General features: G+C 68.8%; 19 protein-coding genes. 10 read left to right on the forward strand and 9 right to left on the reverse strand.

Going from position 1 to position 23,850, the window contains the following annotated elements:
* Positions 1 to 397: 397 nt before the first annotated feature.
* The 3 genes from ACIGA3_RS24200 to thyX form a co-directional block, all read right to left on the reverse strand.
* Positions 398 to 2,083, reverse strand: coding sequence for a ribonuclease J (locus ACIGA3_RS24200; RefSeq protein WP_399719299.1), 1,686 nt, complete (start codon positions 2,081 to 2,083; stop codon positions 398 to 400).
* A gap of 155 nt (positions 2,084 to 2,238) precedes the next feature.
* Positions 2,239 to 3,138 (reverse strand): 4-hydroxy-tetrahydrodipicolinate synthase, encoded by a 900-nt coding sequence (dapA, locus tag ACIGA3_RS24205; protein ID WP_388994541.1) that lies wholly within the window; start codon positions 3,136 to 3,138, stop codon positions 2,239 to 2,241.
* Between the two features lie 221 nt (positions 3,139 to 3,359).
* Positions 3,360 to 4,088, reverse strand: coding sequence for an FAD-dependent thymidylate synthase (gene thyX / locus ACIGA3_RS24210; RefSeq protein WP_399719301.1), 729 nt, complete (start codon positions 4,086 to 4,088; stop codon positions 3,360 to 3,362).
* A 215-nt stretch (positions 4,089 to 4,303) separates the two neighbouring features.
* Here thyX and ACIGA3_RS24215 point away from each other — a divergent pair, with 215 nt between their 5' ends.
* A complete protein-coding gene (locus tag ACIGA3_RS24215) occupies positions 4,304 to 4,540 on the forward strand; it encodes a hypothetical protein (protein WP_399719303.1) in 237 nt (78 codons plus the stop codon).
* Positions 4,541 to 4,631: 91 nt separating this feature from the next.
* A complete protein-coding gene (locus ACIGA3_RS24220) occupies positions 4,632 to 5,186 on the forward strand; it encodes a hypothetical protein (protein WP_399719305.1) in 555 nt (184 codons plus the stop codon).
* A 67-nt stretch (positions 5,187 to 5,253) separates the two neighbouring features.
* On the opposite strand, the gene ACIGA3_RS24225 is transcribed toward ACIGA3_RS24220, so the two are convergent.
* The 6 genes from ACIGA3_RS24225 to eccD all read right to left on the reverse strand — a co-directional run bounded on the left by ACIGA3_RS24225 (position 5,254) and on the right by eccD (position 12,364).
* Positions 5,254 to 5,706 carry a hypothetical protein gene (locus tag ACIGA3_RS24225; RefSeq protein WP_399719307.1) on the reverse strand — a complete coding sequence of 151 codons (453 nt, stop codon included), beginning with the start codon at positions 5,704 to 5,706 and terminating at the stop codon, positions 5,254 to 5,256.
* Between the two features lie 13 nt (positions 5,707 to 5,719).
* Positions 5,720 to 6,472 carry a 4-hydroxy-tetrahydrodipicolinate reductase gene (dapB, locus tag ACIGA3_RS24230; RefSeq protein WP_399719309.1) on the reverse strand — a complete coding sequence of 251 codons (753 nt, stop codon included), beginning with the start codon at positions 6,470 to 6,472 and terminating at the stop codon, positions 5,720 to 5,722.
* A gap of 38 nt (positions 6,473 to 6,510) precedes the next feature.
* Positions 6,511 to 7,890: a M16 family metallopeptidase gene (locus ACIGA3_RS24235; RefSeq protein ID WP_399719312.1), complete on the reverse strand. Its 1,380-nt coding sequence runs from the start codon at positions 7,888 to 7,890 to the stop codon at positions 6,511 to 6,513.
* A complete protein-coding gene (locus ACIGA3_RS24240; RefSeq protein WP_399719315.1) occupies positions 7,887 to 10,109 on the reverse strand; it encodes a polyribonucleotide nucleotidyltransferase in 2,223 nt (740 codons plus the stop codon). The genes ACIGA3_RS24235 and ACIGA3_RS24240 overlap by 4 nt, the downstream gene beginning before the upstream one ends.
* 320 nt (positions 10,110 to 10,429) lie before the next feature.
* On the reverse strand, positions 10,430 to 10,717 hold the full coding sequence (gene rpsO / locus ACIGA3_RS24245; RefSeq protein WP_376118562.1) for a 30S ribosomal protein S15: 288 nt from the start codon (positions 10,715 to 10,717) through the stop codon (positions 10,430 to 10,432).
* A gap of 177 nt (positions 10,718 to 10,894) precedes the next feature.
* Positions 10,895 to 12,364 carry a type VII secretion integral membrane protein EccD gene (eccD, locus tag ACIGA3_RS24250; protein ID WP_399719317.1) on the reverse strand — a complete coding sequence of 490 codons (1,470 nt, stop codon included), beginning with the start codon at positions 12,362 to 12,364 and terminating at the stop codon, positions 10,895 to 10,897.
* A gap of 162 nt (positions 12,365 to 12,526) precedes the next feature.
* Here eccD and eccCa point away from each other — a divergent pair, with 162 nt between their 5' ends.
* The 8 genes from eccCa (at position 12,527) to ACIGA3_RS24290 (ending at position 23,841) form a co-directional block, all read left to right on the forward strand.
* Positions 12,527 to 16,489: a type VII secretion protein EccCa gene (gene eccCa, locus ACIGA3_RS24255; RefSeq protein ID WP_399719319.1), complete on the forward strand. Its 3,963-nt coding sequence runs from the start codon at positions 12,527 to 12,529 to the stop codon at positions 16,487 to 16,489.
* Between the two features lie 86 nt (positions 16,490 to 16,575).
* The gene (locus ACIGA3_RS24260; RefSeq protein ID WP_399719322.1) at positions 16,576 to 17,100 is read left to right on the forward strand and encodes a hypothetical protein; all 525 of its coding nucleotides are present in this window, start codon (positions 16,576 to 16,578) and stop codon (positions 17,098 to 17,100) included.
* Entirely contained in the window at positions 17,100 to 18,638 is a 1,539-nt protein-coding gene (locus tag ACIGA3_RS24265; RefSeq protein WP_399719325.1) for a hypothetical protein, read from the forward strand. The genes ACIGA3_RS24260 and ACIGA3_RS24265 overlap by 1 nt, the downstream gene beginning before the upstream one ends.
* 68 nt (positions 18,639 to 18,706) lie before the next feature.
* Positions 18,707 to 20,005, forward strand: a complete 1,299-nt coding sequence (mycP, locus tag ACIGA3_RS24270) for a type VII secretion-associated serine protease mycosin (protein WP_399719327.1) — start codon at positions 18,707 to 18,709, stop codon at positions 20,003 to 20,005.
* A 57-nt stretch (positions 20,006 to 20,062) separates the two neighbouring features.
* The gene (locus ACIGA3_RS24275) at positions 20,063 to 20,479 is read left to right on the forward strand and encodes a hypothetical protein (protein ID WP_399719330.1); all 417 of its coding nucleotides are present in this window, start codon (positions 20,063 to 20,065) and stop codon (positions 20,477 to 20,479) included.
* A 20-nt stretch (positions 20,480 to 20,499) separates the two neighbouring features.
* Complete coding sequence (locus tag ACIGA3_RS24280; RefSeq protein WP_399719333.1) at positions 20,500 to 22,770, forward strand: DUF6571 family protein; 2,271 nt, start codon at positions 20,500 to 20,502, stop codon at positions 22,768 to 22,770.
* A gap of 17 nt (positions 22,771 to 22,787) precedes the next feature.
* Entirely contained in the window at positions 22,788 to 23,396 is a 609-nt protein-coding gene (locus tag ACIGA3_RS24285) for a hypothetical protein (protein ID WP_399719336.1), read from the forward strand.
* A gap of 10 nt (positions 23,397 to 23,406) precedes the next feature.
* Entirely contained in the window at positions 23,407 to 23,841 is a 435-nt protein-coding gene (locus ACIGA3_RS24290) for a hypothetical protein (protein ID WP_399719338.1), read from the forward strand.
* Positions 23,842 to 23,850 lie beyond the last annotated feature (9 nt).

Consider the following 23,850-nt stretch of genomic DNA (forward strand, 5'->3'; position numbering starts at 1 on the left):
CGGCGGTTCCGACTCTATCAGATCCTTTCGGCGTCTGATTCCCAGTCAGAGGGGGTTGTCTTCCCGGCCCGCTGGGCCGTTCCGACGTCTCAAACCTTAGCCGATCAACCCCGGCAGTTCCTAATCGGGCTGCCGAGCCCATTCGAATTGAATTCGGACGTACCGAAAGCAATCCCGAACGGGAGAGTCGAGCTGGTGGTTGGAGTGCCGCTGTCGCGGCGGAGGTGCCACCACAGAACCGTTACGGCTCCGGGGCAGACCAAGGACTCTACGGATCGGCCATGTGGGTGTCAACCCGTGCTGTCAAGATTTTTTCCGCCGGGCGACGGCCGGGCGGACGCAGTGGGGCCCCTCGACCGGTGTCGAGGGGCCCCACTGCAGGTCAGAGCGTCGTGGATCAGACCTCGACGACGACCGGGAGGATCATCGGGCGCCGGCGGTAGGTGTCCGAGACCCATTTACCGAGCGTCCGCCGGATCAGCTGCTGCATCTGGTGGGGCTCCACGACGCCGTCCTGGGCCGACCGCTCCAGCGATTCCGTGATCTTCGGGAGGACCTCCGCGAAGGCCGCGTCCTCGATACCGGAACCGCGGGCCTGGATGTGCGGGCCGCCCGTGATCTTGCCGGTGGACGCGTCCATCACGACGAAGACCGAGATGATGCCCTCGTCCCCGAGGATCTTGCGGTCCTTCAGCGCGGGCTCGCGCACATCACCGACGGAAAGGCCGTCGACGTAGACGTAGCCGGCCTGGACCTTGCCCGCGATCTTCGCCTTGCCCTCGACCAGGTCGACGACGACGCCGTCCTCGGCGATGACGATCCGGTCGTGCGGGACACCGGTCGCGGCACCCAGCTCGGCGTTGGCGCGCAGGTGGCGCCATTCGCCGTGGACCGGCATGAGGTTCTTCGGGCGGCAGATGTTGTAGAAGTACAGCAGCTCGCCCGCGGACGCGTGGCCCGAGACGTGCACCTTGGCGTTGCCCTTGTGCACGACGTTGGCGCCCCAGCGGGTCAGGCCGTTGATCACGCGGTAGACCGCGTTCTCGTTGCCGGGGATGAGGGACGAGGCCAGGATGACCGTGTCGCCCTCGACGATACGGATCTGGTGGTCCCGGTTGGCCATGCGGGACAGCGCCGCCATCGGCTCGCCCTGGGAACCCGTGCAGACCAGGACGACCTTGTCGGCCGGGAGGTCGTCCAGCTGCTTGACGTCGACGACCAGGCCCGCCGGGACCTTCAGGTAGCCGAGGTCCCGCGCGATGCCCATGTTGCGGACCATGGAGCGGCCGACGAAGGCGACCTTGCGGCCGTACTTCTGGGCGGTGTCCAGGATCTGCTGGATGCGGTGCACATGGCTGGCGAAGCTCGCCACGATGATGCGGCTGTGCGCACCGGCGAAGACGTTGTCCAGCACGTTGGAGATGTCGCGCTCGGGCGGGACGAAGCCGGGTACCTCGGCGTTCGTGGAGTCCGAGAGGAGGAGGTCGATGCCCTCCTCGCTCAGCCGCGCGAAGGCGTGCAGGTCGGTGAGACGGCCGTCCAGCGGGAGCTGGTCCATCTTGAAGTCACCGGTGTGCACGACCATGCCGGCCGGGGTACGGATGGCGACCGCGAGGGCGTCCGGGATGGAGTGGTTGACCGCGACGAACTCGAGGTCGAAGGGGCCGATCCGCTCGCGGTCGCCCGCCTCCACCTCCAGGGTGTACGGGCGGATGCGGTGCTCCTGGAGCTTGGCCTCGATCAGCGCGAGGGTCAGCTTGGAGCCGATCAGCGGGATGTCCGGCTTCTCGCGCAGCAGGTACGGGACCGCGCCGATGTGGTCCTCGTGGCCGTGCGTGAGGACGATGCCGTCGATGTCGTCGAGGCGGTCCCGGATGGACGAGAAGTCCGGCAGGATCAGGTCGACTCCGGGCTGCTCCTCCTCGGGGAAGAGCACGCCGCAGTCGACGATCAGGAGACGGCCGTCGTACTCGAAGACCGTCATGTTCCGGCCGATCTCGCCGAGACCGCCGAGCGGGGTGACCCGCAGGGCTTCCTTGGCGAGTGGCGGCGGGGGGGCCAGTTCAGGGTGCGGATGACTCAAAAGACTCTCCTGACCACACGCGCCACATACCTGGGGCACATGGCGCGCATGACGTTCAGTGCGTGCGGTTGTCGTAAGGGGGTTGCGGGCACCGGTGGCCCGCTATGCGGTTGTGTACTGCAGTTGTATGGCTCGGATGGTGCTGAAGTCTGTTGTCAGAGCTGTACCCCGCCGGCGGCAAGATCGATCTTGAGCTGGGCGATCTCCTCCGGGGAGCACTCGACCATGGGGGCGCGCAGGGGTCCTGCGGGCAGGCCCTGGAGGGCGAGCGCGGCCTTGGTGGTCATGACGCCCTGGGTGCGGAAGACACCGGTGTAGACCGGGAGCAGCTTCTGGTGGATCTCGGCGGCCTTGACGACGTCGCCCGAGGTGTAGGCGTCCACGAGGGCGCGCAGGTCGGGGGCGACGAGGTGGCCCACGACCGAGACGAAGCCGACGGCGCCGACGGAGAGCAGGGGGAGGTTCAGCATGTCGTCGCCGGAGTACCAGGCGAGGCCGGAGCGGGCGATGGCCCAGCTGGCGCGGCCGAGGTCGCCCTTGGCGTCCTTGTTGGCGACGATCCGGGGGTGCTCCGCGAGGCGGACCAGGGTCTCGGTGCTGATCGGGACGCCGCTGCGGCCGGGGATGTCGTAGAGCATCACCGGGAGGCCGGTGGTGTCGGCGACGGCCGTGAAGTGGCGGTACAGGCCCTCTTGCGGGGGCTTGTTGTAGTACGGCGTGACGACCAGGAGCCCGTGGGCGCCGTCGCGTTCGGCCTGGCGGGCCAGTTCGAGGGTGTGGTGGGTGTCGTTGGTGCCGACTCCGGCCACGATGCGGGCGCGGTCTCCGACCGCTTCCACGACGGCTCGTACGAGGTCCGATTTCTCCGCGTCGCTGGTGGTGGGTGACTCGCCGGTGGTGCCGTTGACGATCAGGCCGTCGTTGCCTGCGTCCACCAGGTGGGCGGCGAGCCGCTGCGCGCCGTCGAGGTCGAGTGCGCCGTCCGCCGTGAAGGGCGTGACCATGGCGGTGAGGACCCGCCCGAAGGGGGTCTGCGGAGTCGAGGTCGGAGCCATGGGTGACACGCTACTCGGTACTCGATCCATGGTCTGCCCGTGGGGTGGCGGGAAAGTCAGGACAAACTCGCGACGAACAAGGAGCCCGGCACTGCCTGCTCGGGGGTTCAAGCAGTGCCGGGTCCGTTTGATCAGGCTAGATGAACTTCTCTAAATGCCGCAATACGGACACTTCGGGAGGTAGATCCGTACATCCGTTCCGCGCGGGGAACAGGGCTTCGTTACGGGGCCACCCGGCCGTTGGCGTTGAAGGCGGCGTGGGTGAGCGGCATCAGACGGGCCCATTCGGCCTCCATCTTCTCGCCCACCATCTCGATCTCCCGCTGCGGGAAGGACGGCACCTTGGCCAGCTCGTGCTGGGTGCGCAGGCCCAGGAAGTGCATCAGGGAGCGGGCGTTGCAGGTGGCGTACATCGAGGAGTACAGGCCGACCGGGAGGGCCGCGCGGGCGACCTCGCGGGCGACGCCCTCGGCGAGCAGCTTCTGGTAGGCGGCGTACGCCTGCTCGTAGGACTCCGTCAGGGTGTCGCGCACCGCGTCGTACTGGGCGGGGCTGCCCTCGACGAAGACGTACTTGCCCGGGCGACCCTCCTGTACGAGCTTGCGGGAGGTGTCGGGGACGTAGAAGACCGGCTGGAGCTCCCGGTAACGGCCCGATTCCTCGTTGTACGACCAGCCCACGCGGTGTCGCATGAACTCGCGGAAGACGAAGATCGGGGCGCTGATGAGGAAGGTCATCGAGTTGTGCTCGAACGGGCTGCCGTGCCGGTCCCGCACCAGGTAGTTGATCAGGCCCTTGGAGCGCTCGGGGTCCTTCTGCAGCTCGTCCAGGGACTGCTCGCCCAGGGTGGAGACTCGGGCGGCGAAGAGGACATCGCTGTCCGACGCGCTGGATTTCACCAGCTCGACGGTGACATCGCTACGGAGCGTGAGCGGCTCGGGGGTGGTCACAAAGGTCCTTCCATCACTTCTGCGGTTTGCGCCCACCATACGGGGCACGCGCACCGGTCAGAGCAACACCTCACCTCAAAGATCGCATCCAGCGGTTTTCCGGACATGGGCACCTTTTCTGTCACTCGGTCGTCTGAAGGGGTGAGGTCGCTCCGGTGAGGCATCTGCCGTCTCCCGCGAGCTGCCCGTACACCCCGGAAGGAGATCCACCCCCGATGTTCCGTCGTCGTGAGCCCGTACCCTTCGCCTTCATCGCCGAGGCCGACAGGTTCCGCGGCAATGTCACTCCCCCACCCCGGCAGCGGGCGTCCCGCGGTGAGATGGCCGGGCGCGGGCTGCTCGTGCTGACCCTCGTCGCCGGGATAGTCGGCGCGCTCGTCGTCGGCATGCCCGCGCTGTCCACTCCGTCGGGGCCGCCGGCCGGGCAGTCGCAGGCGGCACCGGGGCACTGACCCTTCCGGACGCCCACGGCTGGTGAGCCTGACCACAGGCGGATAGCCTCACCGGGCACAAGCCCGTGCGAGGACCTTGCGAGGAACAGCCGTGCCCCTGCCCTTCCTGACGGCCGACCGCACTTTCGAGGCGGCCGACGAGAGCTCGCTGCCGTACGACGACCGGGACCGCTGGCGGCGCCCGTACCGCCCCGGCCCGTGGCGGGTGGGCGGGGCGGCGCTGGGGCTGCTGTTCTCCTCGTTCGTGCTGTTCGGGGCCGTGCTCACCGCCCTGACCGGTACCACGGCCTCCGCCGGGCTCACCTTCGTGGCCTCGCTGGCGATCATCCTCAGCGCGCTGCGGGTGCTGCGCATGGGCGTCTGGGTGAGCCCGCACGGCCTGCGCCAGGTCGGCTTCCTCGTGACGCGTACGGTGCCCTGGCCGCGGGTCGTCTCGCTGCGGACGGCGCAGCAGCCGGTGCGCTGGCTGGGGCTGCCCCGCACCGTGCAGGGTCAGGCGCTGACACTGGTCCGCGACGACCTCGCCCCCGACGACACTGCCCCGCTGCTGACCACGCACACCCTGGACTTTCTGAACCGCCCGGCCGGGTTCGACCTGGCCTCCGACACGATCGAGGCGTGGGCCGCGGAGTACCGGCGCGGCTGAGACCGTACGCATACGCCGAAGGGGCCGCTCCGCGACAGCGCGGGCGGCCCCTTCGGCGTATGCGGGGTCAGGCGGGGATGTGCCGGCCGTCGTGCAGGGCGATGGCGCGCTGCATCGTCCTGCGGGCTCGCGGGGTGTCGCGGGCGTCGTGGTAGGCGACGGCGAGCCGGAACCAGCTGCGCCAGTCATCCGGGGCGGCCTCGGTCTCGGCCTTGCGCCGGGCGAACACCTCGTCGGCCGAGTCGCGGTCGATCCGGCCCTCCGGGGTGCGGCGCAGTTCGTCGACGGGCAGGCCGCCCTCGGCCTCCAGCTCGGCGGCGAGCTGGTTGGCCCGGCGGACGAACTGGGTGTTCTTCCAGAGGAACCAGACGCCGATGACCGGCAGGATCAGCACGGCCACACCGAAGGTGACGGTGAGGAGCGTGCCGGACTGGATGAGCATCACGCCCCGGCTGCCGACCAGGACGAAGTAGAAGACCAGGACGGCGGCCGTGACGAGGTAGGTGATCTTCGCGCGCATGAGGTAGGGGTACTCAGCCCAGGTCGAGGAAGTGTTCGAGGCCGAAGGTGAGGCCCGGAGCGGACCCCACGCGGCGCACACCGAGCAGGATGCCCGGCATGAAGCTGCTGTGGTGCAGCGAGTCGTGGCGGAGGGTGAGGGTCTCGCCCTCGCCGCCGAGCAGGACCTCCTGGTGGGCCAGGAGGCCGCGCAGCCGGACCGCGTGCACGGGCACGCCGTCCACGTCGGCGCCTCGCGCCCCGTCCAGCGCGGTGACCGTGGCGTCCGGCGCCGGGGCGAGGCCGGCCTGACGGCGGGCCTCGGCGATGAGCTGGGCGGTGCGGGTGGCGGTGCCGGAGGGGGCGTCCACCTTGTTGGGGTGGTGCAGCTCGACGACCTCGACGGACTCGAAGTACGGCGCGGCGATCTGCGCGAACTTCATGGTGAGGACGGCGCCGATGGAGAAGTTCGGGGCGATGAGCACGCCCGTCTCCGGGGACCGGTCGAGCCAGCCCCTCAGCTGCGCGAGGCGCTCGTCGGTCCAGCCGGTGGTGCCGACGACCGCGTGGATGCCGTGGCGCACGCAGAAGTCGAGGTTGCCCATGACCGAGGCGGGGGTGGTGAGGTCGACGGCGACCTGGGCACCGGCGTCCACCAGGGTCTCCAGCTTGTCGCCCCGGCCGAGGGAGGCCACCAGCTCCATGTCCTCGGCGGCCTCGACGGCCCGTACCGCCTCGGACCCGATGCGGCCGCCTCCGCCGAGGACCGCCACGCGCAGCTTGCTCATCTCTTCGTTTCCTTACCGCAGTTGAGGTGCCGGGTGGGTCAGGCGACCGCGTCGTGCAGCCGGGCGGCCTGCTTGTCCTTCAGCGGGCCTATGACCGACAGCGACGGGCGCTGTCCCAGGATGTCGCGGGCGACCGAACGGACCTCGTCCGGGGTCACCGCGGCGATCCGGGTCAGCATCTCGTCCACGGACATCTGCTCGCCCCAGCACAGCTCGCTCTTGCCGATACGGTTCATCAGCGCGCCGGTGTCCTCCAGCCCGAGCACGGTGGAGCCCCGGAGCTGGCCGATGGCGCGGTTGATCTCGTCGTCGGTGAGGCCGTGCTCGGCGACCTGGTCGAGTTCGTCCCGGCAGAGCTTCAGTACGTCGGTGACCTGGCTCGGGCGGCAGCCCGCGTACACCCCGAACAGGCCGCAGTCGGCGAAGCCGGAGGTGTAGGAGTACACGCTGTAGGCCAGGCCGCGCTTCTCCCGGACCTCCTGGAAGAGCCGGGAGGACATGCCGCCGCCGAGGGCGGTGTTGAGCACGCTCATGGCCCAGCGGCGGTCGTCGGTGCGGGCGAGGCCGGGCATGCCGAGGATGACGTGCGCCTGCTCGGTCTTGCGGCCGACCAGCTCGACGCGGCCCGCGGTGCGGATGGTGCGGCTGCCCTCGCGCGGGGCGATGGGCAGGGCGCCGGTGTCGCGCAGGGCGCCCGAGTTCTCGAAGGCCGCGCGGACCTGGCGGACGACCTTGGCGTGGTCGATGTTGCCGGCGGCCGCGACCACGAGGTGGGTCGGGTCGTAGTGCTTCTTGTAGAAGCGGCGGATGCGGTCGGCGGTGAGGGCGTTGACGGTGTCGACCGTGCCGAGGACCGGGCGGCCCAGGGCGTTGTCGCCGAACATGGTGTGCGCGAACAGGTCGTGCACACAGTCGCCGGCGTCGTCCTCGGTCATGGCGATCTCTTCGAGGATCGCGCCGCGTTCGACGTCGACGTCCTCCTCGCGGATCAGCGAGCCGGTCAGCATGTCGCACACCACGTCGATGGCGAGCGGCAGATCGGTGTCGAGCACGCGTGCGTAGTAGCACGTGTACTCCTTGGCCGTGAACGCGTTCATCTCGCCGCCGACCGCGTCGATCGCGGCGGAGATGTCCAGGGCGGAGCGCTTGTCGGTGCCCTTGAAGAGCAGGTGCTCCAGGTAGTGGGTGGCGCCGTTCAGCGCCGGCGTCTCGTCACGGGAGCCGACGTGCGCCCAGATGCCGAAGGTGGCCGAGCGCACGGAGGGCAGCGTCTCGGTGACGATGCGCAGGCCGCCGGGGAGGGTGGTCCTGCGGACGGTGCCGATGCCGTCTCTGCCCTTGATGAGGGTTTGGGTACGGGCGACGGCCCGCGCCTCCGAGGAGGTGCGGGCCGTCGCCTGGAAGCTACGGGACGTCACTGGTCGGCGTCGTCCTTCTTCGTCTCGTCCGAACCGTCCTCGCCCTCGACCACGGGGATCAGGGAGAGCTTGCCGCGGGAGTCGATCTCGGCGATCTCGACCTGGACCTTCTGGCCCACACCGAGGACGTCCTCGACGTTCTCCACGCGCTTGCCGCCGGCGAGCTTGCGGATCTGCGAGATGTGCAGCAGACCGTCCTTGCCGGGGAGCAGGGAGACGAACGCGCCGAAGGTGGTGGTCTTCACGACCGTACCCAGGTAGCGTTCGCCGACCTCGGGCATCGTCGGGTTGGCGATGCCGTTGATCGTGGCACGGGCGGCCTCGGCGGACGGTCCGTCCACCGCGCCGATGTAGATCGTGCCGTCGTCCTCGATCGTGATGTCGGCGCCCGTGTCCTCCTGGATCTGGTTGATCATCTTGCCCTTGGGGCCGATGACCTCACCGATCTTGTCGACCGGGATCTTGACCGTGATGATCCGCGGGGCGTTCGGGGACATCTCGTCGGGCCGGTCGATGGCCTCCATCATCACGTCGAGGATGTGGAGACGGGCGTCGCGGGCCTGCTTGAGGGCCGCGGCCAGGACGGAGGCCGGGATGCCGTCCAGCTTGGTGTCGAGCTGGAGGGCGGTCACGAAGTCCTTCGTGCCGGCGACCTTGAAGTCCATGTCACCGAAGGCGTCCTCCGCACCGAGGATGTCGGTGAGGGTGACGTAGTGCGTCTCGCCGTCGGCCTGCTCGGAGATCAGGCCCATGGCGATACCGGCGACGGGGGCCTTGAGCGGCACACCGGCGTTCAGCATCGACATGGTGGAGGCGCAGACCGAGCCCATGGACGTCGAACCGTTGGAGCCGAGGGCCTCGGACACCTGACGGATCGCGTACGGGAACTCCTCGCGCGTCGGCAGCACCGGCACGAGCGCGCGCTCGGCGAGGGCGCCGTGGCCGATCTCGCGGCGCTTCGGCGAACCGACGCGGCCGGTCTCGCCGACGGAGTACGGCGGGAAGTTGTAGTTGTGCATGTAGCGCTTGCGGGTCACCGGGGAGAGGGTGTCCAGCTGCTGCTCCATGCGGAGCATGTTCAGGGTGGTGATGCCCAGGATCTGGGTCTCGCCACGCTCGAACAGCGCCGAGCCGTGCACGCGCGGGATGGCCTCGACCTCGGCGGCGAGCGTACGGATGTCCGTGACGCCGCGGCCGTCGATGCGCTTCTTCTCCTTGATCACGCGCTCGCGGACCAGCTGCTTGGTCAGCGAGCGGTAAGCGGCGGAGATCTCCTTCTCGCGGCCCTCGAACTTCGGCAGGAGCTTCTCGGCGGCGAGCGCCTTGACGCGGTCCAGCTCGGCCTCGCGCTCCTGCTTGCCCGCGATGGTGAGGGCCTGGGCCAGCTCCGGCTGGACGGCCTTCTTCAGCGCCTCGTACACGTCGTCCTGGTAGTCCAGGAAGACCGGGAACTCGCCCTCGGGCTTCGCGGCCTTGGAGGCGAGGTCGGCCTGGGCGCGGCACAGCACCTTGATGAAGGGCTTGGCGGCCTCGAGACCGGCGGCGACGACCTCCTCGGTCGGCGCCTCGGCACCGCCCTCGACCAGCTTGATCGTCTGGTCGGTGGCCTCGGCCTCGACCATCATGATCGCCACGTCGCCGTCCTCCAGGACGCGGCCGGCGACCACCATGTCGAAGACGGCGTCCTCGAGCTCGGTGTGCGTCGGGAACGCGACCCACTGGCCGCGGATCAGCGCGACGCGGACGCCGCCGATCGGGCCGGAGAAGGGCAGGCCGGCCAGCTGCGTCGACGCGGACGCGGCGTTGATCGCCACGACGTCGTACAGGTGGTCGGGGTTGAGCGCCATGATCGTGGCGACGACCTGGATCTCGTTGCGCAGGCCCTTCTTGAAGGACGGGCGCAGCGGGCGGTCGATCAGGCGGCAGGTGAGGATCGCGTCCTCGGAGGGGCGGCCCTCGCGGCGGAAGAAGCTGCCGGGGATCTTGCCGGCGGCGTACATCCGCTCCTCGACGTCCACCGTGAGGGGGAAGAAGTCGAGCTGGTCCTTGGGGGCCTTGGAGGCGGTGGTGGCCGACAGCACCATGGTGTCGTCGTCCAGGTACGCCACGGCGGAGCCGGCGGCCTGCCTGGCCAGGCGGCCCGTCTCGAAGCGGATGGTGCGGGTGCCGAAGGAACCGTTGTCGATAACGGCCTCGGCGTAGTGGGTCTCGTTCTCCACTAGCGTTTTCTCCTCGTCTTCGTCCCGCTCGCCCGTGTGGCGGGGGGACGGTGGTGGGAGAAGCGCTCCGTCTGGTGCGGACCGGTCTTCGATCGAAGCACCCAGGGGATCACTTCCCCCCTGGGGGCCACTACCGAGGACCGGCGGCGGTGCGGTGCGCCTCTCCTCGTTCTGTGTCGTACGTGATGCGTTGTGCTAACACCCTACAAAGGGGGAGTGACAGTCCGCATGTTTCCGCCCTCGCGGCGAGCACGGCCGGCGGGCACGTACGGCAAAGGGAGCGGCTCCCGATCCGTCGGGAACCGCTCCCTCATGGCGACTTACTTGGCGCCGGCCGCACCGCGGCGGATGCCGAGGCGGTCGACCAGGGCGCGGAAGCGCTGGATGTCCTTCTTGGCCAGGTACTGCAGCAGACGGCGGCGCTGACCGACCAGGATGAGCAGACCACGGCGGGAGTGGTGGTCGTGCTTGTGGGCCTTGAGGTGCTCGGTCAGGTCGGAGATCCGGCGCGACAGCATGGCGACCTGGACCTCGGGGGAGCCGGTGTCGCCCTCCTTCTGGCCGAACTCGGCGATGAGCTGCTTCTTCGTAGCGGCGTCGAGAGACACTCGTACTCCTCATGATGGTGGCCACCGAGTGCCCCCGGTCTGAATCTCGGGGGAGCTTCCGTTACTCGGGAGGCGGGGACTCGCTGAGCGCGGCCTCCGGAGCGGAAGCTCCGGGGGTGCGTACACGAACGGCCGTCACTCAGGGTACCAGGGCCGTCCGGGCCCTCTTCACGGTGCCTAGCCGACCATCGAGCGTACGTCAGCGAGGACACCCAGCGTGGCCAGGCAGAGGGGGGCCAGGGCCAGCAGGACGGCACCCTCGGCGAGGTCGAGGAAGCGGCCCCAGAAGGGTGACAGACCCTTGCTCGGGACGATCAGGCCGATCGCGGTGACCAGTACGGCACCCACGGCGACGGCCGCCGTCAGCCAGGCGGTGCGCAGGTCGAGGGCGCCGCGGTCGTGGTGGAGCACGAAGTCGGTGAGGGCGTCGTGGGGCGGGTTCAGGGCGAGGCCGAGCAGCAGCAGCGCGATGGCGGCGAGGCCGGCGACCAGGACGCAGGACACCTGGGCGGTGTAGCGGAACAGGCGCGCGCGGATCAGCATGGCGAGGCCGGTGGTGAGCGCGAGGAGCTGGCCCCAGACGTTGTCGCAGAAGCCGAGGACGGCGGCGGAGGCGACGACCAGGGCCGCCGTGCCGCCGACGAGGCCGAGCAGCATCTCGTGCCCGCGCCGGGCCTGGGCGGCGACGAGGTCGGCGTCGAGCGGTGCGGCGTCGGCGCCCTGCGCGGTGTCCGGGTCGAAGGCGTCGTCGGTGGCGGAGTGCGGCGAGGCGTAGCCGATGGGCAGCCGGGCGAAGCGGGCGGAAAGGCCGGGCAGGAAGGCGACCAGGCCGATGGCGACGGGGGCGCACACGGCGGCGGTCGCGGTGGCGGAGGCGTTGGTGAGGAGGGCCACGAAGGTGGCGAGGGTGCCGACGGTCGCCAGGAAGGACGCGGCGACGAACGGGGCGTCCCCGCCCGGCGTGAGTGCCACCAGGGCGACCGAGGCGATCAGTACGGCCACGCAGCCGAGCATGAACTGGAGCTTGCCCGGGCCCTGTGCCGCCGGCGCCCCGATGACCCCGGAGCCCGCGATCATCAGCAGCGGCAGCGCGCCGAGGCCCACGGCGACGGCGGCGCCCCGGTCGCCGTACACCCGGGCGCGGACCCCGGCGAAGGCGGTGAGCAGGACGCCGAGGCCGCCGGCGATGACGCCGGGCAGACCGTGCATGTCGTGGCGTACGGGGTCGGCGTACCAGAGGACGAAGCCGGTCAGCAGGACGAGCAGGGCGCCGCCCGCGAGGCCCGCGACGCGCAGCAGGTCCTCGCTCCACAGGTGCCGGTCGCGGACGACGGCGGAGGCGACGGCGTCGGAGACGTCGTCGTAGACGGCGGGCGGCAGGGAGTCGGCGAAGGGGCGCAGGCTCAGCACCTCGCCGTCCAGGACACCTTCGTCGGCGAGGGTGCGGGCGCTGTCGAGCACGCGGCCGTCGCGACGGACCAGGTGGTAGCCGGCCGGGGTGCCGACCTCCTGGGTCTGGCCGGTCAGGCGCAGTATCTCGGGATAGATGTCGGCCACGGCGATGTCGACCGGGAGTGCCACGTCGATACGGCTGTCGGGTGCCACGACCGTGACCCTGCTGAATCCCGTAGCCGCTGTCGTACTCACCTTCACAGACCCCCTGTTCGCGGATGCGCACGCTGCGGGCGTCACCCTACCGGGACCCGCCGTCAGTGGTGACCAGTAGGATCGCCGGCAAGCGGAGGACGACCGTCGCCACGGGGGTGCCGGTGATCAACCGATCGTCCGTGCAGGAGGACTGACGCTCCGGTGAGCCAGCTCGTCATCAAGCGCCCGCCTCGCGCGCTGCCGCCCGAAGTGTCCGCGGACGAGGTGCAATTGGAGGCTCCTCCCGAGCTGCCGCGCGGGCAGCAGGAGGGCATGCTGATGCAGGTCCTGCCGACCCTCGGCATGGGCTCCTCCGTGGTGTTCTACTTCGCATCCCCGAACGCCCATCCGTTCATGCGGATCATGGGTGTGGTCATGCTCGTGTCCACGGCCGCGATGGTGGTCTCGCAGATCGTCCGGCACCGTCGCGGTACGCAAGGGCAAATGGCCGACGTTCGCCGTGACTACCTCCGTTATCTGGCCCAGACCCGGCGCACGGTGCGCAAGACCGCTCTTCGTCAGCGGGACGCGCAGCTCTATCTGCACCCCGCTCCGGAGCAGTTGTGGTCGCTGGTCGCCGAGGGCAGCCGGGTGTGGGAACGGCGGGTGGCGGACGAGGACTTCGGGCAGGTGCGGATCGGCCTGGGCCCGCAGCAGCTGGCCACTCCCCTGCTGGCGCCCCAGACCGCGCCCGTGGACGAGCTGGAGCCGCTGTGCGCCGGCGCCATGCAGCGTTTCCTGTCGGTGCACGGCCAGTTGGACGGGCTGCCGGTGGCGCTGTCGCTGCGCGCCTTCTACCACGTGACGGTCTCCGGCGATCAGGAGCGCGCCCCGTCCGCCGCGCGCGCCCTGGTGGCACAGGCGGCGACCCTGCACTCCCCCGACGACCTGGTCGTGGCCGTGGTGGCCTCGCGGGGCGCGGCGGAGCGCTGGGACTGGACGAAGTGGCTGCCGCACTGCCAGTTGCCGGGCCAGTTCGACGGTGCGGGCACCCGCAGGCTGTTCAGCGACGACCTCGGTGAGCTGGAGCAGTTGCTGGCCGGCCGGCTGGCGGAGCGGCCCCGGTTCAGCCGGGGCGGCCAGCCGCTGCTGGACCAGCCGCACATCCTGGTGGTGCTGGACGGCGGCATGGTGCCCCCGTCGTCGGTGTTCGCTGCGGCGGAGGGCCTGCAGGGCGTGACGATCGTGGAGGTCGTCCCCGGCGAGCTGGACACCCCGCGCGGTGACCTCTCCATCGTGGTGCGCCCGGAGCGGCTGCGGCTGGACTCCGGTGGCGACGTGGCCTTCGAGGGCACGCCCGACGGGCTGTCGCTGCCCGGCGCCGAGGCGCTGGCCCGCCAGCTCGCCCCGCTGCGGATGGGCGGCGGGGACGACGACGAACCGCTGCTCTCCAACCTCGACTTCACCGACCTGCTCGGCCTCGGGGACGCCGCCTCGGTGGACGTACGGCGCACCTGGCGGCCGCGCTCCATGTCGGAGCGGCTGCGGGTGCCGATCGGCGTCGGCGAGGACGGCCAGCCCGTGATGCTGGACCTGAAGGAGGCCGCGCAGGACGGCATGGGCCCGCACGGCCTGTGCGTGGGCGCGACCGGCTCCGGCAAGTCGGAGCTGCTGCGCACCCTGGTGCTGGGGCTCGCGGTCACGCACTCCTCGGAGACGCTGAACTTCGTCCTCGCGGACTTCAAGGGCGGCGCGACCTTCGCGGGCATGTCCCAGATGCCGCACGTCGCGGCCGTGATCACCAACCTCTCCGACGACCTCACCCTGGTCGACCGCATGGGCGACGCGATCCGGGGCGAACTCCAGCGCCGCCAGGAGCTGCTGCGGTCGGCGGGCAACTACGCCAACATCCACGACTACGAGAAGGCGCGCGCGGCGGGTGCCCCGCTGGAGCCGCTGGCCTCGCTCGTCCTGGTGATCGACGAGTTCAGCGAACTCCTGACCGCCAAGCCCGATTTCATCGACATGTTCATCCAGATCGGCCGGATCGGCCGCTCCCTGGGCGTGCATCTGCTGCTCGCCTCGCAGCGGCTTGAGGAGGGCCGGCTGCGCGGCCTCGACACGTATCTGTCGTACCGGGTGGGTCTGCGGACGTTCTCCGCGGCCGAGTCGCGGGCGGCGCTCGGCGTGCCGGACGCCTACCACCTGCCCTCCGTGCCCGGCTCCGGGTATCTGAAGTTCGGCACGGACGAAATGGTGCGCTTCAAGGCGGCGTACGTCTCGGGCGCGTACCGCGCGGGCGGGGCCGAGGTCACGCAGGGCAGCGCGCCCGTCGAGCGCCGCCCTGCGCGGTTCACAGCGCTGCCGGTGCCGATGGCGTACGCGGCGCCCGATCCGGCCGAGGAGCGGGAGCGGGCCGCCCGCGCGGAGGACGACGCGCTGGCGGACACGGTGCTGGACGTGGTCGTGCAGCGGCTCGACGGCCAGGGCGTGCCCGCGCACCAGGTGTGGCTGCCCCCGCTGGAGGAGGCGCCCGCGCTGGACCAGCTGCTGCCCGTGCTGTCGGTGTCGCCGGAGCGGGGTCTGCACGCGCCGGAGTACCCGCGCGCGGGCGCGCTCGCCGTGCCGCTGGGCCTGATCGACAAGCCCTTCGAGCAGAAGCGCGAGGTGCTGTACCGGGACTTCTCCGGCGCGGCCGGCCACATGATGGTCGTGGGCGGCCCGCAGTCGGGCAAGTCGACGCTGCTGCGCTCGCTGGTCGCGTCGTTCGCGCTGACCCACACCCCGCTGGAGACGCAGTTCTACTGCCTGGACTTCGGCGGCGGGGGCCTGGTCTCGCTGGCGGATCTCCCGCATGTGGGCGGGGTGGCGTCCCGGCTGGACCCGGAGCGGGTGCGCCGTACGGTCGCGGAGGTCGCGGGCATCCTCAACCGCCGTGAGCAGTTCTTCCGTACCAACGGCATCGACTCCGTCGCCACCTACCGCAGGCGCCGCGCGGCGGGCGAGCTGCCGGGCGAGGCGTGGGGGGACGTGTTCCTGGTCATCGACGGCTGGGGCAATTTCAAGACCGAGTACGAGGGCCTGGAGGGTGTCGTCAACGACATCGCGGGCCGGGGTCTCGGCTACGGCATCCATGTCGTCGTCTCCGCGTCGCGCTACATGGAGGTCCGGGCGGCCCTGAAGGACCAGATCCTGAGCCGGCTCGAACTGCGGCTCGGTGACCCGATGGACTCCGAGTTCGACCGCAAGGTCGCGGTGAACGTCCCGGCGGGCGTGCCCGGCCGCGGCCAGGTCTCGGAGAAGCTGCACTTCATGACGGCGCTGCCCCGTATCGACGGCTCCTCGTCGGCGGGCGACCTGTCCGAGGCGACGGCCGCGCTGGTCCAGCGGGTCAAGGCCGACTGGCAGGGGCCCGCCGCTCCCACGGTGCGTCTGCTGCCGCGCAAACTGCCGGCCGACCAGCTGCCCAAGGGCTTCGAGTTCCCGCAGGCGGGCATCGCCATCGGCATCGACGAGGCCAACCTGGAGCCGGTCTTCGTCGACCTGGACACCGACCCGTTCTTCCTGGTCTTCGGTGAGAGCGAGTCCGGCAAGACGAACCTGCTGCGGCTGATCGCCAAGCAGATCGCCGAGCGGTACACCCCGGCCGAGGCCCGCATCGTCGTCGGTGACTACCGGCGCACCATGCTGGAGGCGGTCCCGGAGGAGCACCTCCTCGAGTACGCGCCGATGGCCTCGGCGATGCAGGTCCACATGGACGCGATCCGGCAGTTCATGGAGATGCGGGCGCCGAAGCCGGACATCACCCCGCAGCAGTTGCGCGACCGCAGCTGGTGGAGCGGTCCGCAACTCTTCGTCATCATCGACGACTACGAGCTGGTGGCGACCAACTCCGGCAATCCCCTTGCCCAGTTGGTCGAGCACCTGCCCTTCGCGCGCGACGTCGGCGTGAAGTTCATCATCGCCCGCAGCCAGGCCGGCGCCTCGCGCGCCATGTACGAGTCGTTCATGCAGCGGGTGAAGGAGCTGGGCGCACAGGGCGTGGTCCTTTCGGGCGACCCCAGCGAGGGCGACATCCTCGGCACGGTACGGGCGCGTCCCATGCCGCCGGGCCGTGGCGTGTTCGTTTCCCGCAAGCGCGGAACGTCCCTTATTCAGCTGGGGTTGCTTCCGCAACGGCATTAGAGTGACCGATGGAAAACACACCCGTTCCTCCGTTCGAACGAGCGAAGGAACGGGGATGACACGGGGAGAACGGGGAGGCGGCTGAGGTGAGTTCGGACGGGGGCGGCGTGGCCGCGGGTTCGGGCGGCGACGGTTCGGGCGGCCGGCAGGTGCCCGACACGGGGACGAGCTTCGACACCCTGGCGGGGGTCAATCCGGCCATGGCGCTGGACATCCAGCACAACGCCATGAAGAGCTTCAAGAAGCGGGTCGACGCCCTGCTCGTCGAGCTGGACAAGTCGGAGGCGGCACCGGGCAAGGTCGGCGAGGACCGCCTGCCGCGCGCCCAGCTCGGGGCGTCCGCCTTCAAGGAGGCGCAGTTCCTCCACGACTCGTACACCATCGTCCACGACGAGTTGGAGAACCTCTCGAAGGCGCTGAGCGCCCAGATCGAGAGCATGAGCCTCGCGGTACACGCGTCGCGCGTGGGTTACGCGAACCTGGACGAGGACATCAAGGCGCGGATGCGGGCGGTGAACGCGGAGACGGAGAAGTACTACGACGCGGAGCGGGACCCGTACGCACGGCACAAGCGGAATCCTGACGCGCCGAAGGCCAAGGGGGTCCTTTGATGAGCGAGCAGCCGAAACAGTCCGAGCCGAAGCTCAGCCGTACGGACTTCGAGTCCATGACGCACGAGCAGCTGGCGGCCATGCTGGACTCCGCCGACCGGGAATCCGCGGCCCATATCGCGTCCAAACTGTCCAAGGCCGCGTCGACGATCACCAAGATCGGCGAGGACTTGATGAAGCACGTCAAGGACCTGGAGTGGCAGGGCAAGGCCGGCGATTCCTTCCGCGAATGGGGCGGCCACACCGCGAGCTCCACACTCCGGCTGGGCGACTACGCGGGAGAGGCGTCCCAGTGGATGAGCAGGGTCTCCGACGCCATCGCCGATGCGAAGTCGTCCATGCCGGACACGTCGGAGACGGCGAACGCGAAGGCCGTGCTGGCCGACGCCCGCAAGACGATCGACGCGGCGAAGCAGCCGGGGGCCCGGAACGACCCCGATGCCCGTAAGGCAGCCGCGACCGCCCATTCCGATGCGACCGCCGCTCAGGTCCATATCGACGCCGCCCGCCAGGACGCCATCCAGCAGATGCGCAAGCTGGCGGAGACGTACGAGCATTCAGCCACGCAGATAAACAGCGTCACGCCACCTACGTTCGCGCCGGCGGCGGGGCGGACGGGGAACCCCGACTGGTGGGTCGCTGAGGAGCGCCTGGTCCCTGTCGGGCCCACCGACTACGCCGGGCACGGTCCTGTCGGGGGGGCCGGTACTACGGCCCACACCAGGATGGACGCGCGGCCTGTCGGCGTACACCATGCCTCGGCGGGCTCTGCACTCGAAGGCCCGACACGTTCAAGTGGCCACACCTCGGTTCGTCCCGAACCCGTGTCCCTGAACATCGACAGCGCCGACACACTTCCACACACGTCGACGCCGCCACTCACCGCGCCGCCGGTGGGTCCGGTCCAGCCCCCGCGTGAGCTGTCGACACCGGGGCTGCCGGTCGGCCTGCCGCCCACATTCGCCGGAGGTGGCCGTATTCCTGGTGCGGAGTCGCTGTCACGTGGGCCCGGCGCCGGTCGGCTTCCGCAGCTGCCCGGTCTGACGAAGCCGATCGAAGGTGTGCCGCGCATGCCTCGGGACACGGGGATCGTCGGAGGCCGGCAGGTCAACGCGAACGGTCGCCCCGCGAACGGGATTCCGCGGGGAACCGTCATCGGAAGCGAGAATGGACAGGGGCGCACTCCGCTCGGCCGCGCCCTCTCCCCCGGCTCTGTCGAGGGGGCTCGCTCCGCAGGAGGTATGAACTCCGGTCGTCGGCTCGCGTCCGGGACCGGCAGTGTCCTCGGCGGCCGTTCCGGCCAGCCGGGTCGCTCAGGCGGTCGCCCTTTCACCTCGGGGGGCTCCGGACTTGTTCGCCCGACGGCCAAGGGCGCCGACCAGACGCAGACCTCCCAGGCCGGTCGCACCAGTGCCCCGGGCAGGGCCGCCGACTCGAGCAAGCCGCAGCAGCGCGACAAGCGGCCGGACTACCTCGTGGAGGACGAGGAGACCTGGGCTAGAGACGGGCGTCGGCCTCTGCCTCCCGTGGTCGACTGAGTCCGCGCCCACCAACCCCAGGAAGGCACATGCGTACCAGAGGCATGAAGCGCCATCGAGTCACCTCCATGGCGTCGGCCACTCTCGGCCTGCTCCTCGTCGGACTCTCAGCCGGCCCGGCGCAGGCGGAGTCCATCCGGGAGCGGCAGTGGTACCTCGATGCCATGCACGCGCCGGAGATCTGGAAGTCCAGCACGGGTCGCGGGATGACAGTGGCCCTCATCGACTCCGGCGTCGACGGCTCACTCCCAGATCTCAAGGGCCAGATCCTGGACGGGACGGACTTCTCCTCGTTGCGCGGCGACGAACACACCGACGTCATCGGCCACGGCACGTCGATGGCCGCGATCATCGCGGCGACGGGAGCACATGGCGGGCCGAACGCTTCGTACGGTCTCGCACCGGGAGCGAAGATCCTGCCCATCCGCATGCTGGACAGCCAAGAGGTCGCCGGCAGGATCGAGGCCAACACCGAGTACTCGGACAAGTTGACACAGGCGATCCGCTACGCCGCCGACTCCAAGGCCCAGATCATCAACATGTCGCTGGCGCTGAGCGACTCACGTGATCGCCACGACGTCGGCACTCCCGAACTGGCGGCTGCCGTCAAATACGCCCTGTCCAAGGGGAAACTACTGTTCGCCGGGGTCGGCAACAGGGGCGACAAGGAGAATCTGCCGTCCTACCCGGCCTCGACCCCCGGCGTGGTCGGGGTGGGAGCAGTGGACAAGGAGGCCACGGTGGCTGACTTCTCCCAGAAGGGACCTGAGGTCGACATCACCGCCCCCGGAGTGGGCATGGTGCACGCCTGTACCTTGGAGACCGGGTACTGCGAGTCGAAGGGCACCAGCGATGCCACCGCGATCGCTTCGGCCTCCGCCGCACTCATATGGTCCGCGCACCCCGACTGGACCAACAACCAGGTTCTGCGGGTCATGCTGGACACGCTGGGGAAGTCCACGGACGGCGCGAACAGGGACGATGCTCTCGGCTACGGGGTCGTCCGCCCCCGGCTCGCGTTCACGCAGACCGTGAACCCTGGCCCCGCGAACGTGTACCCGCTCCCCGACCTGGCCGCGGCGGCCGCCAAGTCCCCCTCCCCCAAGGCGCCGAAGCCCACCGCACCCGCGAAGCACGAGAAGGCGGCGCCGAAGCCCAGTGACAGTGGAAACACCTTCCTCTGGACCGGCGTAGGGATAGCAGCCGCGCTGCTGATCGGCACAGGGATCACCCTCGCCGTACTCCGCACCCGCCGCCGCACGGCAGCAGCCCCACCGCCGCCTCCCGCCTACCCTCCGTACCTCCCCGCCCAGGGCCCGTACCACCCCCCGGCGGACTCGCACCAGCACACAGAGCAGAACCCGTGAGTGATCGAGTACCGACGGCTCGCTCGCTCGTCTCGTCCGCGGAAAGAGAAGACGCAGATGTCGTTCGATGAGATGTGGGGCCAGGCGCGGACAACTGCGGCCGCCCGACAGCACAGCAGCATGCGGTTGAACCACGTCCCCGCCGATCCGGGCGGGGACGTGTCCGGCAAGAAGCTCGTCGCGGACGCGGGCTTTCTCCGCCACCGGGCGAAGAGCGCCGACACCGCGCGCACCGACTTCGTGAAGACGGACGACGCGGCGAGCAAGGAGACCGGTCAGGTGGCCGGCAGCCTGAAGGGCTTCAAGTCCGGCCCCGCGTTCACCACGTTCATGACGAGGTGGCGCGGCCAGGTCGACTACGTGGAGAGCCTGCTCAAGAACGACGTGGCCGGTGCCCTGCGCACCAGCGCCAACGAGTACGCGGCCCGCGAGCAGCAGGAAAAGGCCCGCCACAGCAGCGAACGACTCAAGTAGCGGGACCGAACGGGGACGACATGTTGGACTACCAGACGCTGCTCCATGCCGACTTCACCGAACTGTCCGAGGCGGTGAACAAGTGGCGCAAGCTGCCCGAGGGCTTCAAGAAGGTCCACACCCAGTACTCCAACACGGTGGAGAAGGACCTGGAGGGCTCGGACTGGAAGGGCGCGGGCGCCACCGCGGCACTCGGCAAGGTGCAGTACGTCGGCAGGCAGATCACGGCCGCGGCCGACGAGGCGCAGGACGTCTACAAGCTGCTGGACGACGCTCACGAGATCTTCGCCGGCGCGCAGAAGAAGCTGAAGAACCTGACGCATGACATCGAGAGCGACAAGTACCTCTCGATCAAGCCGTCCGGAGAGGTGTACTTCGACCCTCCGAAGGACACGCCGACCGAGCACCTCGCGGCTCTGAACAAGGGGTACCAGGAGTCGCTGCAGGCGTATCGCAGCGGCATTCGTTCCGCGCTCGACACCGCCAACGAGGCCGATGAGGCGCTGCACTGGGCCTTGACCCAAGACCAGAACGGCCGCTCCAAGGGCTTCAACCCGAACACGTCCGACAGTATCGCCGCGGCCAGGAAGGGCCGTGAGCAGGCGGACCGGGATCTGAAGGAACTGGAGAAGCTGACCGGCAGGAGCAGCAAGCTGGGGCAGGCTTCGGCGCTGGATTCCCTCGACCCCGCCGAGCTCCGGCGTATCAACTCCCTCCTCAGCAGGCACGAGGGCGACCCGTACTTCGCGGAGAAGTTCGCCACGAATCTGGGCGGCAAGGGCACGCTCGAACTCTGGACGCGGATCGCGGACCGGGTCCAGACGGGCGACGCCCAGACCAAGGCGTCCGCCGCCATCCAGAAGTCCCTGAGCTTCACCCTGGCCACCGCCTCGCACGTCGACAGCCCCGGAATGGACCACTGGAAGCGCGACGTCCTCGCCCAGGGCGGCAACCAGATCGACTACCTGGACATGGCCAGGGGCACGACCCAGAAGGGTCCCTTCGGCTTCCAGGTGATGAGCAGCCTGATGCGGTACGGCAACTACGACCGCGAGTTCCTGAACGACTACGGCCAGAAGCTCATCGGCTTCGAGAAGTCCCACAAGGACGACAAGCCGAACGAACTCTGGCGGGCCGAGGGGGATCCTTCTCCTTACCTGAACTTCGACTCCAAAAATGATCAGGGGGTCGATCCGATGGCGGGGTATATGGAGGCGCTGGGGCATAACCCGGACGCTGCGAAGGATCTCTTCTTTTCAAAGAACTGGGATGACAACTCGAAGGTTGACCCCGATCTGACGTATCTGCTCGAAAAGCGCGAGTGGGTGGACGGAAACCCGTTCGCCAAGGATCACGGGGGTTACGGCTACGACGAACTCGGTCACGCCTTGGAAGCGGCAACCCTGGGAACCCCGTACGACGCCCCAGACGGAATGCTGCACCGGGATGACAGAACAGCGAACATCATGGAGCAGGTAGCACGCACCGTTTCCGAGAAGATCGACCTCATTGACCAGAAACCTGGAATTAGTGACAGTTTGGCTCGGATGGGGGCCGGCTACATGGACGACCTCAACTGGTCCACCATGGACGAAGGCGGACGCGGGTCAGTTCTCGGAAACACCCGCCTCTATCATCACGATGGCCCCGGTCACCTGGATCTCGGCAACCCGACTGCGAGCCATTTTCTTTACAACGTTGCTCAGGACGAAGATGGATACAAGATTCTTTCGTCCGCCCAGCAGGCATTCACATTGGGCGCTCTGGAAACCTACCGAGATGCGCCTGAAGATGCGCAGAAGGTCATCATGAACGGGGGATACGTGCACGGCGTCCTGGACGAGGGGCGCATCTCGGCCGTCGACAAACAGTACGGGGACGACACCGACAAAATCAACGACAAGCTCGGTGAATCAGCGGAATGGAAGAAATTCGGCATCAGCCAAGGTGCGGGGCTGGCAACGGGCCTGATCCTGCTTCCAGTGGGAGGGCCGGCCGTGTCAGCGGCCGCAGCGTTCGCGGTTCCCACTCTGGTGGAGGGGGCAGCCGGAGCAGCGGAAACCCAGTGGGGCATCGAGATCGACAGAGAAACAAAGGAAAAGGAGGCTGACCTCTCCGACAAGAACAGAATGACGGCCGACCGTTTCAGTGAACTCGGGACGACGCGGGCGATCAAACCGGCGTTGCTCTACATGCAGCAGCGCAACGGGGAAGACTTCACTGAAGACGTTTTGAACGCATACGACCGCGGGGCGAATGTGCAAGACCGCACGGACGGAGGTCGCCGATGACTCGATACAGTCTGGTCATGGCCAGCATGGCACTGGTCGCACTTGCCTGCACAGGATGCGGCGGGGACACGAAGCTTCATGGAGAAGCAGCTCTGAAAGGGGCGTGCGAAGGGGTATTCGACTCCGGAACGATAAACGAGGCCCGGAAGAGTGAGGAATTCGACAGCCTTCACGTCGCAAGTGGGCCGCGCTCGCATGCCGCTGCCGTGAAAAGCCTGACGGGGAAGCGCCATGCCGCTTATGTGTGCCTACTCGATGACAAGGACTCTTCCAAATACGAGTCCGGTGCACTGTCGATCAAATTCAGTCCGGGACAAGGGGGGTTGTTCCCGGAGGACGAAACTCGAAGCTACAGCACGTACAAGGCGTACAAGCTGGGGAATGGCATGCAGGCTACGACCGAATCGGGGGGCGCTGATGTCTACTTCCCGTGCGACTCGTCAGATCGATTTCGGCCGCTCTTCGTCACGGGTACTTTTCAAAGCGATCTGGACCTGAGCAACCAGGCGAAGTTCCGCACCTTGTTCCAATCCTCCCGCAAAATGGTCAAGCTGCTCAAATGCGAGAACGAGATCAAGTTCCCGGACCCCGCGAAGATGAAGTACCTGCCGCTCAAGAAGAACTAGAAAGCCAACCATGTCATTCGACGCGATGTGGGGTCAGGCGCGGAGTACCGCTGCGGCCCGGCAGCAGAGCAGTATGCAGCTCAATCATGCGGACCCCTATCCCGGTATCACGACCGGTGGCGCCTCCGACTACACCGTCACTTCCCCGGACCTGAAGGCCGTCGGGAACGACGCGCAGGAGCTGTTCCACCACCTTGAGACTGACGCGTTCCACGCCGGTGCGACGACCGGCACCGCCTCGGATCAACTATCCGACGACGGCTTCAAGACCGGCCTCGCGCTGTCCTCGGCGTGGTTCACGTGGTGTTCGCAGGCCGAGGCGCTGCTCAGTGCCTGTGCGCATATCCACAACCACCTCGAGGACACGGTGTGGACGCACAAGAACCATGAAGAAACCCTCGTGACCAACCTTTCCGTCGAGAAAATCGACAAGCACTTCAAGTAAGGACCTGAG

Source organism: Streptomyces sp. NPDC085596, assembly GCF_044541565.1.
In the GTDB taxonomy this organism is placed as follows: Bacteria; Actinomycetota; Actinomycetes; order Streptomycetales; family Streptomycetaceae; genus Streptomyces.